General features: G+C 54.4%; 13 protein-coding genes. 7 read left to right on the plus strand and 6 right to left on the minus strand.

Annotated elements, in window-relative coordinates; all coding sequences use genetic code 11:
- The first annotated feature begins 147 nt into the window (after window positions 1–147).
- Complete coding sequence (locus M2403_RS23340) at window positions 148–978, plus strand: dienelactone hydrolase family protein (RefSeq protein WP_259231122.1); 831 nt, start codon at window positions 148–150, stop codon at window positions 976–978.
- A gap of 90 nt (window positions 979–1068) precedes the next feature.
- Here the strand turns inward: M2403_RS23340 and fsa are convergent, their stop codons facing one another.
- Together fsa and ptsP are read right to left on the minus strand one after the other, a co-directional pair.
- Window positions 1069–1731, minus strand: a complete 663-nt coding sequence (fsa, locus tag M2403_RS23345) for a fructose-6-phosphate aldolase (protein ID WP_259231124.1) — start codon at window positions 1729–1731, stop codon at window positions 1069–1071.
- A gap of 11 nt (window positions 1732–1742) precedes the next feature.
- Window positions 1743–4247 carry a phosphoenolpyruvate--protein phosphotransferase gene (gene ptsP, locus M2403_RS23350; protein ID WP_259231125.1) on the minus strand — a complete coding sequence of 835 codons (2505 nt, stop codon included), beginning with the start codon at window positions 4245–4247 and terminating at the stop codon, window positions 1743–1745.
- Between the two features lie 351 nt (window positions 4248–4598).
- On the opposite strand from ptsP, the gene M2403_RS23355 reads away from it, so the two are divergent.
- The 5 genes from M2403_RS23355 to M2403_RS23375 are packed head-to-tail and all read left to right on the plus strand — an operon-like array spanning window position 4599 to window position 9592.
- Entirely contained in the window at window positions 4599–5678 is a 1080-nt protein-coding gene (locus tag M2403_RS23355) for a PTS fructose transporter subunit EIIC (protein WP_152324817.1), read from the plus strand.
- A gap of 29 nt (window positions 5679–5707) precedes the next feature.
- Window positions 5708–6037: a PTS fructose-like transporter subunit IIB gene (locus M2403_RS23360; protein ID WP_259231126.1), complete on the plus strand. Its 330-nt coding sequence runs from the start codon at window positions 5708–5710 to the stop codon at window positions 6035–6037.
- 16 nt (window positions 6038–6053) lie between these two features.
- Window positions 6054–8351 (plus strand): formate C-acetyltransferase, encoded by a 2298-nt coding sequence (locus M2403_RS23365; RefSeq protein WP_259231127.1) that lies wholly within the window; start codon window positions 6054–6056, stop codon window positions 8349–8351.
- 13 nt (window positions 8352–8364) lie between these two features.
- On the plus strand, window positions 8365–9222 hold the full coding sequence (locus M2403_RS23370; RefSeq protein WP_259231166.1) for a [formate-C-acetyltransferase]-activating enzyme: 858 nt from the start codon (window positions 8365–8367) through the stop codon (window positions 9220–9222).
- A gap of 25 nt (window positions 9223–9247) precedes the next feature.
- Entirely contained in the window at window positions 9248–9592 is a 345-nt protein-coding gene (locus tag M2403_RS23375; RefSeq protein WP_152324813.1) for a PTS fructose-like transporter subunit IIB, read from the plus strand.
- A gap of 18 nt (window positions 9593–9610) precedes the next feature.
- Here M2403_RS23375 and M2403_RS23380 read toward each other — a convergent pair whose 3' ends face one another.
- From M2403_RS23380 to metE, 3 genes are all read right to left on the minus strand, one after another.
- Window positions 9611–10474, minus strand: coding sequence for an AraC family transcriptional regulator (locus tag M2403_RS23380; protein ID WP_259231129.1), 864 nt, complete (start codon window positions 10472–10474; stop codon window positions 9611–9613).
- 155 nt (window positions 10475–10629) lie between these two features.
- Window positions 10630–11394 carry an SDR family NAD(P)-dependent oxidoreductase gene (locus M2403_RS23385; RefSeq protein ID WP_152324811.1) on the minus strand — a complete coding sequence of 255 codons (765 nt, stop codon included), beginning with the start codon at window positions 11392–11394 and terminating at the stop codon, window positions 10630–10632.
- Between the two features lie 224 nt (window positions 11395–11618).
- Window positions 11619–13898 (minus strand): 5-methyltetrahydropteroyltriglutamate--homocysteine S-methyltransferase, encoded by a 2280-nt coding sequence (metE, locus tag M2403_RS23390; protein WP_259231132.1) that lies wholly within the window; start codon window positions 13896–13898, stop codon window positions 11619–11621.
- 104 nt (window positions 13899–14002) lie between these two features.
- On the opposite strand from metE, the gene metR reads away from it, so the two are divergent.
- Window positions 14003–14938, plus strand: coding sequence for an HTH-type transcriptional regulator MetR (gene metR, locus M2403_RS23395; protein WP_165061841.1), 936 nt, complete (start codon window positions 14003–14005; stop codon window positions 14936–14938).
- On the opposite strand, the gene M2403_RS23400 is transcribed toward metR, so the two are convergent.
- A complete protein-coding gene (locus M2403_RS23400) occupies window positions 14844–15743 on the minus strand; it encodes a carboxylate/amino acid/amine transporter (RefSeq protein WP_152324808.1) in 900 nt (299 codons plus the stop codon). The genes metR and M2403_RS23400 overlap by 95 nt on opposite strands.
- Window positions 15744–15780: the final 37 nt, after the last annotated feature.

Here is a 15780-nt window from a genome sequence, read left to right on the forward strand (position 1 = left end):
TCGGACGTTCTATGGTTCTTCCCTGACATATTTCCTGCATAACTTTTAAGTATAGAACATCTGTTCTGCCTTGCTGTTCCAGCTTTCCGGCTATAGTTTTAATCCATAGAGCCAGATTTCCGTATGGACACTTGCATGGAGACCACGATGAAAAAAGAAGAAGAATTACTGACACTGAAACAGGCTCCGACCAGCTTTGCCCCTGCCGTGACACCGGTTGCCAGCACGACTATTCATACCGACACCGACGGGCTTCACGCGGGTCAGACGACCATTCCTTCGCAGGGTGAAGATCTTCCCGCCTATCTCGCCCGGCCGGAAAACTTCTCCGGAAAATTACCAATCATTCTGGTGGTTCAGGAGATTTTTGGCGTTCACGAACATATTCAGGATGTCTGCCGCCGGCTGGCAAAACAAGGATATCTGGCTATCGCGCCTGAGCTGTATTTCCGTCAGGGCGATCCACGCAATTACACCGAAATCAGCGAGCTGTTCGAAAAACTGGTCAGCAAAGTGCCGGATCAGCAGGTACTTTCCGATCTCGACCACACCGCGCATTGGGCATCGCAGCACGGCGGGGATATTTCCAAACTCGGGATTACCGGTTTCTGCTGGGGCGGCCGGATCGCCTGGCTGTATGCGGCGCACAACCCTCAACTGAAAGCGGGCGTGGCGTGGTACGGAAAACTGGTCGGCAACAAAACACTGACCAGCCCGACCAACCCGGTTGACCGTGCCGCCGCGCTTGATGCGCCGGTGTTAGGTTTGTACGGTGGTCAGGACACCGGCATTCCGCTGGATACAGTCGAAACTATGCGGCAGGCTATTCGCGCGGCCAATGCGACGGCGGAAATCGTAGTGTATCCGGATGCCGGCCATGCGTTTAATGCAGATTACCGCCCGAGTTATCATGCCGAAGCCGCCGCCGATGGCTGGCAGCGTATGCTGGATTTCTTTGCACAGTATGGGGTGAAATAAAAAACACGGTGTGAAGTAAACAATCAAAAGTGAAACAAATAAAAAACCCGGCCGGTTTTCCTGTCGGGTTTTTTGTTGGATTTCAGAAGGTTATAACGACAACTTCCCGAAGGCGCCCTGCCAGTCCTGTTCAAATTTCTCGACGGCTGCCTGCACCGCAGGCACGCTGATGAACTGCTCCGCCACGTCCACCGGCATGGTGACCGACTGACATCCCGCCAGCAAACAAGCCAGCACCTGACGCGGCGTTTTAAAGCTGGCGGCCAGCACTTTGGCGTGCGGTGCATGAAGCGACAGCAATTGCTGAAGCTCAGTCACCATCGCAATGCCGTCGCCGCCCTGCGCGTCCAGCCGGTTAACATACGGCGCGACATATTCTGCCCCGGCCAGTGCCGAAAGCAGCCCCTGACCTGCGCCATACACGGCGGTTCCCAGCGTTGGAATTTTTCGGGTACGCAGGATTTTAATGGCTGCCAGCCCTTCCGCCGTGACCGGAACTTTCACCACCAGCCCAGGAACGCGTGAATGAAGCAATTCGGCTTCTTCAACCATTTGTTCAGCCTGATTTGCCAGCACCTGCGCAAACAGTTTTCCTTCTCCGCCTAAAGCATCACGCAGCGCGGGCAAAACTTCCCATAATGACGTCCGGGCTTTTGCCACAATGCTCGGATTCGTCGTCACGCCCTGCAACGGCAAAATACGGGATAAACGTTTTACTGCGCTGATATCAGCCGTATCCAGATAAAGTTCCATACCCTCTCCTGTCAGAGTTCAAGTTCTTGTTTGAGCAGTGCTTCTATCTGCGCTGCTGTCGTTGAATTCATCAGCGCGTCGCGGAAACTGTCGTGCATGATTCGTCGCGCCAGCTTTGAGAAAATCCGCATATGCTGGTCGCCCGAAGCATGTTTATTCAGCGTCAGCATGATGACAAACTGTGCTTCTTCCTCGCCCCACTGCACCGGTTCAGGCAACTTCGCGACGCTGATCGTCGATTGTTCGATATGTTCTGATTTGGTATGCGGGATAGCAAAACCGAAACCCAGTCCGGTCGAAAATACGGCTTCACGCGCCCAGACGTCTGCTGCCAGTTTTCGCGGATAGCGACAACGTCCGGCCAGCATCAGGTTATCGACCATGCCTTTAATCACTTCCTCTTTGCTGCGCCAGTCCGCATTGAGCGCTACGCATTCTGTGGTGATCAGCGGTGCATCGTTCACAGCCATACGGAACTGCGCCAGCAAATGTTCAACCTCAAGCGACGTGCGGCACTGCATCGCACGGTTGAGCAACTGACGGCATTCCCGGCTGTCGAGATTTGCCAGACGCGCTTTCGTCACCGGCACCGACGGCGCACTCATGCTGATTTCATCCAGCCCGAGGCCGACAAGCAGCGGCAGTACGGAACCTTTTGCACCCAGTTCGCCGCATAAGCCAATCCATTTCCCGTGGTGATGAACTTCGCGTACGACGTGGTCAAGACCACGCAGGAATGCCGGATTCAGGCTGTTGTAATGACGGGTAACCTTGTTGTTATCCCGGTCGACGGCAAGCAAGTATTGCGTCAGGTCATTGCTGCCGATGCTAAAGAAATCAATCTCTTCACAGCACTGATCGATGATGAACATTACCGACGGCACTTCCAGCATGATCCCCAGCTGAATTTTTTCATCGAACGGGATTTGCTCACTGCGCAGCGACTGTTTGGCTTCCGCCAGTTTCTCTTTCACCCATAAAATCTCTTCCATCGAAGAAATCATCGGGATCATAATTTTCAGCGATCCGTGCGCGGAAGCACGCAGAATTGAACGCAGTTGCGTATGGAATAACGGCAGGAATTCCTGATAAATACGCACTGCGCGATAACCGAGGAACGGGTTATTTTCGGCAGGAATATTCAGATAATTGACCGGTTTATCGCCCCCGATATCCATGGTGCGGACGATAATGGTTTTGCCTTTAGCCGCTTCTGTTGCCTGGCAGTAAATGTTGTATAACTCGTCTTCGGAAGGCGCACTGGCGCGATCCATATACAGCATTTCTGTACGGAACAGCCCGACAGCTTCCGCGCCATTGTCAAATGCCGCACAGGCTTCCACCGAGTGGGCAATATTGGCCGCGACTTCAAGACGCACGCCGTCGGCGGTATAACCCGGTTTATCCAGATATTCGCTTTGCTGATTGCGCAGTGCCTGATGCACCGCCTGTTCCTGACGATAATAGCGCCTTACCGGCTCACTGAGCGCACAAGCCACCAGCCCGAGATCGCCGTCAATCTGCACATCCTGCCGCAGATATGCCTGTAATGGCTGCGGATCGACCCCAACCAGCGTGGGAATATTGAAAGACCGCGCGAGGATCACCGTGTGCGATGTGCTGCCACCGCTGCCGAGCAGTAATCCTTTAAGGTGTTGTTTATCCAGTTCGAGAAACTGGCTTGGCGTCAGTTCATCCGCCAGACAAATGCTCGCTTCACTCAGTTTTTGCTGGGATGCAAAACAATCCTCGCCATAGATTTGCTGCAACAGCTGGAAGCTGACATCACGAATGTCCAGTTCGCGTTCACGCAGATAAGCACTGGAAGATTGCGCCAGCTGTTGGCTGAAATGCTGAGCTGTTTCCACGATGCTTTGCGCGCAACTTTTTCCTTCCATGACATGCTTATGCAGCGCGTCACGCAGGCTGTTATCACGCAGCAAAGAACGATGCGCCTCCAGCACCGCGGTCACCGTGCCATTCCCTGCCATCAGCTGAAGTTCGATAGACTTCTCCAGCCCTGTCAGCCCGTGAGAAAGTAAACTCTGTTCTTTATCCGTGCCTTGCGTCTCGGGTAAATCCGCCAGCGTAGCAAGATTCACGCGGGCAAGGCTGACCAGTTTCCCCAGCGCGCAGCCTTCACTGACGGAACGGGCCCGAAAGACCAGCGGACAAAGATTTGCCAGAGATTCAGGAAGAGGTTCCCGCTCCGCCTGATCATCATGTTCAGGCAGGGCTTCATCACACAGCGGAAACTGGTGTTCAATAAAATGCGCCAGCGCGGCACAGGCGGCCTCTTCATCTTCCCCTTCCACGGTGACGTGACATTCATCACCCAGCAAAATATCCGCGCCAATCAGCGACAGAACACTTTTGCCATCGGCTTTGCGGTCAGAACGGACATTGTGCCAGTGAAAAGAAGAATCAAATCCATTGCACAGCGTTTCAATATGGCTGGCCGGACGGGCATGAACACCATTTACCAGTACGCAGGTGAAGCTCAACTTCTTGGTCATTTCTGAATCCTCATCCCAAATTCCGGCGGATAAACCGGCTCATTGCAGGATAAGAGTCGCGCGGGCCAACTTGCTACCAGACAAAAATGACAAACACTGGACAAATGTAATGTCCGTCGCTTTTTGCGAGGCAGCTCACATTGAGTTCTGACGTAAAAACCTCTCCCCGACTCGGGTTATTTGAACCTGCTCGCATTTTTGAACTGAGCTTACAAAAGTCCAGTAAAACACAAATTTGTCCACTATTAGCGCCCCTGACGGCGGCCTATTGTGGTCGTCAATATCCTTTCAGCTTCCGAGGTTTTGCTGAAAAGGACGTTCCGTTATTTTCGCCCGACACCGGAGCCCACCATGAAAGAATTGCTTAATATTCTGAAAAATACCCGTCAGCACCTGATGACCGGCGTATCCCATATGATCCCTTTTGTGGTTGCGGGCGGCATTCTGCTGGCGGTCTCCGTCATGCTTTACGGCAAAGGCGCCGTGCCTGACGCAGCGACCGATCCGAATCTGAAAAAACTGTTTGATATTGGTGTGGCCGGTCTGACGCTGATGGTGCCTTTCCTGGCGGCTTACATCGGTTATTCCATTTCCGACCGCTCTGCGCTCGCGCCCGCAGCCATCGGTGCCTGGGTCGGCGCTTCCTTTGGTGCGGGCTTCTTCGGCGCGATCATCGCCGGTCTTCTCGGGGGGATCATCGTCTTCTACCTGAAGAAGATCCCGGTGCCGAAGATCCTGCGTTCCGTGATGCCGATCTTTGTGATCCCGATTATCGGTACCTTACTGACGGCGGGCATCATGATGTGGGGGCTGGGGGAACCGGTCGGGCTGCTGACTTCCTCGCTGACCCACTGGCTGCAAGGTCTGCAGCAGGGCAGCATTGTCGTGCTCGCCATCATTATGGGGCTGATGCTGGCCTTCGATATGGGCGGCCCGGTCAATAAAGTCGCCTACGCCTTTATGCTGATTTGCGTGGCACAGGGCGTTTATAGCGTCGTGGCAATTGCCGCAGTCGCTATCGCTACACCACCGCTGGGGCTGGGTTTCGCCACGCTGATTGGCCGTAAATACTATTCCACTGAAGAACGGGAAGCCGGAAAAGCCGCCCTGCTGATGGGCTGCGTCGGCGTCACTGAAGGCGCGATCCCTTTCGCCGCCGCCGACCCGCTGCGCGTTATTCCTTCCATCATGATGGGTTCTGCCTGTGCCGCCGTGACCGCCGCACTGGTTGGCGCGCAATGCTATGCCGGCTGGGGCGGGCTGATTGTTCTGCCTGTGGTGCAGGGAAAACTGGGCTACATCGGCGCATTGCTGGTCGGCATGGTGGTGACGGCTCTTTGCGTCAACCTGCTGAAACATCTGGCTGCCAAAAAACAATCCGCTAAAAAACATCCGGAATCCGACCTGGATCTGGATTTCGAAATTAACTGACCTCAGACGTAAAACCAAAGGTGAAGATCATGACCAAAATTATTGCTGTAACGGCCTGCCCTTCCGGCGTTGCCCACACCTATATGGCGGCGGAAGCCATTGAACGCGCGGCGAAAGCCAGAGGCTGGGAATGCAAAGTCGAAACTCAGGGCTCGATAGGCCTGGAAAATGAGCTGACCACGGCCGATGTCGCGGCCGCAGATATCGTGATCCTGACCAAAGATATTGGTATCAAACAGGAAGAACGCTTTAAGGGCAAAGTCACCGTTCGGGTCGCCATCAGCGATGCCGTTAAACGCGCTGATGCCATTATGGAAAAAATCGCGGCACATCTCGCCAAAGCCGCTGTCACGGACTGAAAGTAAGGAGAACAGGATGACTTCCCGCATCGAACGTCTGAAAACTGCGCTTTTCGCTAACCCGCGTGAAATCTCGCTGGAACGGGCTCTGCTGTACACCGAAAGCCACCGCAGCACCGAAGGCGAATGCACGCTGCTTCGTCGCGCTAAATCGACGGCTTACATTCTGGACAACGTTGAAATTACCCTGCGTGAAGACGAACTGATCGCCGGTAATCGCACTGTAAAACCGCGAGCGGGAATCGTCTCTCCTGAAATGGACCCTTACTGGCTGCTTAAAGAACTGGATGCATTTTCCACCCGTCCACAGGATCGCTTTGCGATTTCTGAGCAGGATAAACAGATTTACCGCGAACAGCTTTTCCCTTACTGGGAATCGCGCTCGATGAAAGATTTCATCAACAGTCAGATACCGGAAGACGTCAAAGCGGCTACCAAAACACAGATTTTCAGCATCAACCAGACCGATAAAGGCCAGGGGCACATCATTATTGATTACCCTCGCCTGCTCAGCGGCGGTCTGGATAACTTAGTCGCAGAACTTAAGCAGCATGTTAACGACGCGCCGGATAATGCGTTTTATCAGGCGGCACTAATTTTGCTGGAGGCTTCGCAGCGGCATATTTTGCGTTATGCGGCTCTGGCAGAGCAGATGGCGCTGGCATGCAGTGATCTGCAAAGAAAGGCTGAACTCGAACGTATTGCCCGCATATCGCAGCATATTTCCGGCAATAAGCCGCAGGATTTCTATCAGGCCTGTCAGCTGTTCTGGTACATGAATATTATTTTGCAGTACGAATCCAACGCCAGTTCGCTCTCGCTCGGACGCTTTGATCAGTACATGCTGCCGTTCTATCAGCATTCCCTTTCACACGGCGAACAGCCGGAGTTTTTGAAAGAGCTGCTGGAAAGCCTGTGGGTGAAATGCAATGACATCGTGCTGTTACGTTCGACGTCGAGCGCCCGGTATTTCGCCGGTTTTCCCACGGGTTATACGATTTTACTCGGCGGTTTAACGGAGACGGGGCGCAGCGCGGTCAACGTGTTGTCATTCCTGTGTCTGGACGCTTATCAGAGCATCTGCCTGCCGCAGCCCAATCTTGGTGTGCGGGTCAACGAACTCATCGACCGTCCGTTCCTGCTGAAAACAGCCGAAACTATCCGTCTCGGCACCGGCATTCCGCAAATCTTCAACGATGAAGTGGTGGTTCCGGCCTTCCTGAACCGCGGCGTGAGCCTCGAAGATGCCCGGGATTATGCGGTCGTCGGCTGCGTCGAATTGTCTATCCCAGGGAAAACGTACGGGCTGCATGACATCGCGATGTTCAACATGCTGAAAGTCATGGAGTTAACGCTGCATGAGAACGAAGGAAATTCTGCGATTAACTATGCTGAGCTGGTGGAACAGATCCGCCAGAAAATCAGCCACTACGTGAAACTAATGGCGCAGGGCAGCAATATCTGCGATATCGGCCACCGCGACTGGGCACCGGTTCCGTTGCTGTCGTCTTTCATTGAAGGTTGTCTGAAAAGCGGGAAAGACATTACTGCAGGTGGCGCGCGCTATAATTTTTCCGGCGTTCAGGGCATCGGCATCGCAAACCTCAGTGACTCACTGCATGCGCTGAATGGGATGGTGTTTGATCAGCAACGCCTGAGCTTTGATGAACTGCTTGCCTCGCTGAAAGAGAATTTCGCCAGCGAAGAAGGCCGCGCGATCCGCGCCCGCCTGATCAACCGCTTCGAGAAGTACGGCAACGACGTCGATGAAGTGGATTTAATCAGTGCCGACTTGCTGCGGTTTTATTGCAAAGAAGTCGAACATTACCGCAACCCGCGCGGCGGCCAGTTTACGCCGGGCTCTTACACTGTCTCTGCACATGTGCCGCTAGGCGCAGTAGTCGGAGCTACACCGGACGGTCGTTTTGCCGGTGAACAGCTGGCCGACGGCGGCCTTTCACCGATGCTCGGGCAGGATCATCAGGGGCCAACCGCGGTACTGAAATCCGTCAGTAAGCTCGACAATATGCTGCTCTCAAACGGCACTTTGCTGAACGTGAAATTTACGCCATCAACGCTGGAAGGTTTGCAGGGTCTGAATAAGCTGGCTGATTTTCTCGGCGCCTTCACCCGGCTGAAATTACAGCATGTTCAGTTCAACGTGGTGAATGCAGAACAGCTTCGTGAAGCGCAAAAGCGTCCGCAGGATTTCGCCGGATTAGTGGTCAGGGTCGCCGGATACAGCGCGTTCTTTGTCGAACTGTCAAAGGAGATTCAGGATGACATTATCGGTCGCACCGCACACCAGCTCTGACCTGCGGATCCCCATGGTCAACGGAGCTTGTGAAACCACTGAAAAATCCCCGACGGGGCGCATTTTTAACATTCAGCGATTTTCTCTCAACGACGGTCAGGGGATCCGCACGATGGTTTTCTTCAAAGGTTGCCCGCACCGCTGCCCGTGGTGCGCTAACCCGGAATCCATGTCGCCCCGGATCCAGACCATCAAACGTCAGGCGAAATGCCTGAACTGCCGGACCTGTTTGCAGGATCCGCAGGAATGCCCGAGCGGCGCACTGGAATATGTAGGCGAAGACATTACGCTGCCAGCGCTGATGTCCCGCCTGCTCAAGGATGAAGTTTTTTTCCGATCATCCGGCGGTGGCATCACGCTTTCCGGTGGCGAAGTGCTGATGCAACCGGTTTTTGCCCGCGAGTTGTTGAAGGAATTACAGGGCCTCGGGATCCACACGGCCATTGAAACCGCAGGCGATGTCCCGCGGGATCATTTGCTTTCGGTGGTTGAACACTGCGATCAGGTTTTATTTGATTTCAAAATCATGGACGCCACGCTGGCCCGCACCCTGCTCAACATGAATCAACCTCGGGTGCTGGAGAATTTTCAGGCGCTGACCCAGCGCGATGTGGAACTGCTTCCGCGCGTTCCCCTGATCCCTGGCTACACGCTGACACAGGAAAATCTGCGTCAGATCCTGGATTTCCTTAAGCCCTTCAACTTAAATGAAATCCATCTGTTACCCTTCCACAAATACGGAGAAGCAAAATATCCGTTATTAGGAAAAACCTATTCGATGCACAAAACACTGGTGCCGGATGCCGTCGCACTTGCGCCATTGCGCGCAATGGCTGAAAGCGATGGGTATACCGTGACGATGGGCGGGTAAAATTTCCAGCTACGGGGAACGGCAAATGTCATTAAAACTGGTCGGAGTCACGGCCTGCATCAGCGGTGTCGCCCACACATATATGGCGGCTGAACGCCTGGAAAAGCTGTGTTTGCAGGAAAAATGGCAGGTGAAAGTGGAGACGCAGGGCGCGCTGGGTGTCGAAAACGCGCTCTCGGAAAGCGATATTGCTCAGGCAGATATCGTTTTGCTTATCACGGAGATCCAGCTGGAAAACAGTGACCGTTTTACTCACAGCCGCTGCGTACAGACAGGCATTCACACTTTTTTGCGCACGCCGGATAAAGTCATGGCCGCCGTGAAAAAGATCGCCTCATCTCCGCAGGGTACGCGCATCGTTCTCGCATAATAAGGGCCGTCAGCGCTTCTACGGCTCCAGACTCTCAAACTGGCTGCGATACTGGCGGCGGTATTCGGAAGGGGAACGTTCGGTGCTTTTCTTAAACTGGCGGCAAAAATAGTTGCTGTCGATGTACCCGCAGGCATGGGCGACTTCTTTCACTTTCATGTCATATCCTTTCAGTAGATTTTTTGCCTGCTCCAGCCGGACATAGTTCAGGTATTCGTTCAGCCCAATCCCGCCGCTTTTCTGAAACAAATGTGACAGATAATTCGGTGAAATATAAAACGCCTTGGCGACTGAATCGCGGGTGAGCGGTTCGCGGTAATGCTCTTCGATATGCTGGCGTACCGCGCCGAAGAGCGCCTGGCTGCGTGAGGCGGTATGCGCCGAGTAACTGAATAAATCCTGCGCATGGCTCAGTAACCCTTTCACCACGAACCGCGCCGTCAGCTGATCCGCCTGGTGCCACGCCAGTTCATTGAGCGCCTGCAACATAAAAGCGCCTACGCGCGGCCCGCGCCTGCCAGTATTGCCTTTTTCACGTGAATTAAACTGTTTGCCGTCCCAGCCGAGCAGGCTGAAACCCAGCTGTTGTTTGCCAAATAACAGGCTCAGGGTGCGAACCGGCGTTTGCCACTGCGGACTATTCCAGCCTTTTGCCGGCACAAATAGCACATCCCCTGCCTGCATGCAGACAACCTGACTCACGCCCTGCTCATTTTCCCATTCCATCATCTGCTCCCCTTCGAGGACGAGTTCCAGACGCGGAAAATCTACCTGATACGCAAGTGCCGGCACCGGATGCAGGGCACCGGCAAAAAAGACCTGCCGGACGCCTTCGGGTTGCTCAATTACCGGAGATAAAACGGAAAAAAGAGGATGCGTCATGTTCGGATTACCTGTCAGCGGAATCACGCCATCATAACTAACCTGCGACGCAGAAAGAAAAGGAAGTCACAAATTTGGGAGGAGTACCGGGAAATCCGGCCTGCCGGTGAAGCGGCGGGCCGGAAACATCAGCTTATACCTGCGGAGGGTGGAGCTTATGCCTGCGGAGGCTGGCCGTTGGACGCCGACAAACCGCCATCAACCGGCAGATTTACGCCCGTCACGAAGCGGGCATCATGGCTGGCGAGAAACGCAATCACATCAGCAATTTCTTCCGGCTCCGCACCACGTCCCAGCGGAATTCGTTCGGCAAATTTAGCCAGCAACGGCTTGTTGTCTTTAATTCCGGCCGCCATCTCCGTAAAGGTCAGCGACGGACACACCGCGTTAACACGCACGCCGTCTTTACCGTGGTCCATCGCAATCGAGCGGGTAAAGTTCGTCACGCCGCCTTTCGCTGCGTTATAGAAACTCATTCCCCAGTCGCCGCCGGTACCGGAAACCGAGGAAATGTTGACAATATTTCCCTTACTTTTGATCAATGCAGGCATGAAGAATCGCGTGCAGTAAAAGACGCCGCTCAGATCGATGGCGATAATTTTCTGCCAGTCATCAAGGCTCGCTTCGGTCGCTTTACCCTGCACAACCACGCCTGCTGCGTTAACCAGCACATCAACACGCCCGAATTTGTCTTCGATCACCGCCGCCATCCGCTCCACATCCTGCGCGGAAGAAACATCCGCCAGATGAATGTAATACTGCGTACTGCTCAGCGTTTTGGCGACTTTCTCCAGTTTCTCTTTCGTTCTCCCCACCAGCACGACTATCGCGCCTTCTGAAGAAAAACGCCGTGCGGATGCCGCACCCATACCGGAACCTGCGCCCGTTACTACCACGACTTTGTCTGTAAACCGGTTCATATTTTCTCCCTGTCTGTTGGGTAAAAAGAAAGTTAATCCTGATTTAAGCCTAGCGGAGAAAGGCGCAACGCGTGGAAACTGCCTGAGGCTGAGTGCCGTAATCGCGCTACAGCCGCCGTATGACGGGGGCTGAAACAGACGTAACAAAGTGCGAATGTGCACCAAAAAAAAGGGGCACCGGAGTGCCCCAAAACGTGTCAGCAACAACACAACGACTCTTTAATTCAGGCTTTCTCAGCGCGCAGACGCTTGGCGGCTTTAACCATGTTTTCCAGCGATTCGCGGGTTTCCGGCCAGCCGCGGGTTTTCAGGCCACAGTCCGGGTTGACCCACAGGCGTTCCGCCGGAATACGATCCGCGGCTTTACGCAGTAAATCCTCAATCCACTCCACGCCTGGCACGTTAGGTGAGTGAATGTCGTAAACGCCCGGCCCGATTTCATTCGGGTACTCGAAGTCTTTAAACGATTCCAGCAAGTCCATATCGGAACGCGAGGTTTCGATGGTGATCACGTCAGCATCCAGCGCGGCAATGGAATCCATGATGTCGTTGAATTCGCAGTAACACATGTGGGTGTGGATCTGCGTGTCATCGCTGGCAATCGCGGCGTTCAGTTTGAACGCATCTACCGCCCAGCGGAGGTAAGCATTCCATTCAGACTGGCGCAGCGGCAGGCCTTCGCGCAGTGCCGGTTCGTCAATCTGAATGATACCGATACCGGCTTTTTCCAGATCTTCCACTTCATCACGCAGCGCCAGCGCGATTTGTTTAGCGATGGTTTCGCGGCTGACATCTTCACGCGGGAAGGACCAGCAGAGAATAGTGATCGGGCCGGTCAGCATGCCTTTCACCGGTTTTTCGGTCAGCGACTGCGCATACTTCGCCCACTCCACGGTAATGGCTTGCGGACGGCTGACATCGCCGATAATCACCGGCGGTTTCACGCAACGTGAACCGTAGCTTTGTACCCAGCCGTTTTGCGTGAATACAAAACCGTCCAGATGCTCGCCGAAATATTCCACCATGTCGTTACGTTCAGCTTCACCATGCACCAGCACGTCGATATCCAGACGTTCCTGTTCTTTAATGGCCTGCTTAATATGTTCGCTGATACCGGTGCGGTATTTGGTGTTATCCAGCCGACCTTGTTTAAAGTCCAGACGCAGGCCGCGAATTTCAGTGGTTTGCGGGAATGAGCCGATGGTGGTGGTCGGCCAGGCAGGCAGGTTGAAACGGGCACGCTGCGCTTTAGCACGTTCGGTGTAAACGTGCTGACGCTCGATATCTGTGGCCGTAATCGCCGCCACGCGTTGACCGACTGCCGGATTATTCACACGGGCGGATTCACGGCGGGCACGGATGGGCGCGCTGTATTCGGCCAGTTTCAGCTGCGCTTCCTCAGTCGGATGGTTCAGCGCAGACGTCAACAGTGACAGCTCGGCACATTTTTGCAGGGCGAAGGCGAACCAGCTTTTCACTTCTTCATCCAGACGGCTTTCGACGCTTAAATCAATCGGACTGTGCAGCAGGGAACAAGAGCTGCCGATCCAGACGTTGCGCCCTGCAACCAGAGGTTTCAGACGGTCAAACCAGGTGCTCAGATCAGCACGCCAGACGTTACGGCCATTGATCACCCCCAGAGAAATCAGCCAGTTTTTTGGCAGTTTACTGATGACGGCTTGCAAATCATCGCGACCAGCGACGGCATCAATGTGTAACCCCTGAACCGGCAGCTGACGGATAGTGTCGAGATTATGTCCGACGCTGTCGAAATAGGTGGTCAGCAGCAGTTTGGTTTTGCTCTGTTCCAGTGCGGTATAAGCCGGTTTGTACGCGTCCAGCCATTCCTGCGGTAATTCCAGCACCAGCGCCGGTTCGTCAATCTGCACCCACTCAACATCGCGTTTTGCCAGTTCAGCCAGCACCTGCTGATAAACAGGCAGAATGTCGTTGAGCAGGGAAAGGCGGTCAAACTGTTCGCCTTTGACTTTGCCGAGCCACAGATAGGTCAGCGGGCCCAGCAGAACAGGTTTCACTTTGTGGCCGAGCGCCAGCGCTTCGTCCACTTCTTCCAGCAGTTGTGTCCAGGTCAGTTTAAATTTCTGCCCTTTCACAAACTCCGGCACCATGTAGTGATAGTTGGTGTTAAACCATTTGGTCATTTCCGCTGCCGCCGCCGGTTTACCGGTCGGTGCGCGGCCACGGCCAAGGCGGAATAAGGTATCGAGATCCACAGAGCCGTCGTCATTCTGATGACGTGCCGGCACGTTGCCCAGCAGGAGGCTGGTGGTCAGTACGTGATCGTACCAGGCGAAATCGCCCACCGGCACTAAATCCACGCCTGCTTCAGCTTGTTGCTTCCAGTGACGGGCGCGGAGTTCACGTCCGGTTGCCAGCAGTTCTTCCTGAGTGGAATTGCCTGCCCAGTAGCTTTCTTGTGCTTTTTTAAGTTCACGACGCAGACCAACGCGTGGAAAACCCAGAGTGTGATTCAGTATCGTCATCTTTTTAGTTCCTGTTTAGCCATCCAGATGTTTACACATCCATAATCCGCAGGTACTGTATAATCCACAAGCGCAAATTATTCATGACACAGTGAAGGACTCTCATGATCGAACTGAAACACCTGCGAACGTTGCAAGCACTGCGCAACACCGGGTCACTGGCCGCCGCCGCCTCGCAGCTTCATCAGACACAATCGGCCCTGTCGCACCAGTTCAGCGACCTTGAGCAACGGCTGGGTTTCAGGTTGTTCGTGCGGAAAAGTCAGCCTTTACGCTTTACGCCGCAGGGCGAAATCATGCTGAATCTGGCAGAACAGGTGCTGCCGCAAATCCAGCAGGCGTTGCAGGCGTGCAATGAGCCGCACCAGACTTCACTGCGCATCGCGATTGAGTGCCACAGCTGTATTCAGTGGCTGACGCCCGCGCTGGATAACTTCCACCAGAACTGGCCGCATGTGGTGATGGATTTCAAATCCGGCGTGACGTTTGACCCGCAACCGGCGCTGCAACAGGGCGAGCTGGATATCGTGCTGACCTCCGATATTCTGCCGCGCAGCGGTTTGCACTACTCCCCGATGTTCGATTACGAAGTCCGTCTGGTGCTGGCACCGGATCATCCGCTGGCGGCTAAAACCGTGATTTCGCCGGAAGATTTGAGTACTGAAACCCTGATGATTTATCCGGTTCAGCGTCAGCGTCTGGATATCTGGCGGCATTTTCTGCAACCGGCAGGGGTCAGCCCGTCGCTGAAAAGCGTCGATAACACATTGTTATTAATCCAGATGGTGTCGGCGAGAATGGGGATTGCGGCGTTACCGCACTGGGTCGTAGAAAGTTTTGAGCGCCAGGGCCTCGTCGTAACGAAGACCCTGGGCGAAGGTTTATGGAGCCGTCTGTTCGCCGCCGTGCGCGACGGCGAACAGCGTCAGCCGGTGACCGAAGCGTTTATTCGTTCGGCGCGCCAGCACGCGTGCGATCATCTGCCGTTTGTTCGCGACGCGGCACGACCCAACGCCGGTGTACCCACAGTGAGGACATAATCACTGCTGCGCCAATAATAAAGCTCGGCCAGTGCGGCTGCTGTTGCCAGATTGCCAGATTCACCAGCAGCCCCGCCGGGACGTGGAAGTTGTTCATAATTCCCAGCGTTCCCGCATCAACCTGCGTCGCACCGTAGTTCCACATGAAATACCCCAGCCCTGAAGCACCAATGCCCAGCCACACCAGAATCCCCCATTGCAGGTTCGTGGTCGGTAATTTTTGCGGATTGCCCCACAGGAACCAGGCCACCACCGCGCACAACAGTGCCCCAAGATAGAACCAGGAAAACGCCGTATGCTGCGGCATCGGACGGGTTTCCATCAGGCGTTTATAGCCCACCTGCCCGATGGCAAAACAGATGTTCGCCGCCTGCACCAGCAGCAAACCAATGATGAAATGTTCGCTGATGTGGTCGTAACGAATAATCGCCGCGCCCGCGACCGCCAGCAGGGCGCTCAGCGCATAACCGATACGGATTTTGCGGCCACTGATCAGGTCATAAATCAGTGTGACGTACAGCGGCGTCATCACTGTAAATAGCAGGAATTCCGGTACCGAAAGGTACAGATACGCTTCGAAGCTGATGAGATACATGATGCCAAGCTGCATCGCGCCCACCGCCATGTACAACAAAATGGTGGTGAGCTGATGACCTTTCCAGCGCAGGAACGGCAGGAAAACCAGCGCCGCCAGTCCTAAACGGACTAATACGGAGAACACGCTGTCAACCTGTCCGGCCAGATAGACGCCGATCAGGCTGAACGAAAAGGCCCACAAAATGGTGGTGATAATGAGTAAAGGCACGGCAGTTGAGCCCTAAAATGATAAAGATGCACGATTG

It is taken from the genome of Rahnella sp. BIGb0603, assembly GCF_024808755.1.
In the GTDB taxonomy this organism is placed as follows: Bacteria; Pseudomonadota; Gammaproteobacteria; order Enterobacterales; family Enterobacteriaceae; genus Rahnella; species Rahnella contaminans.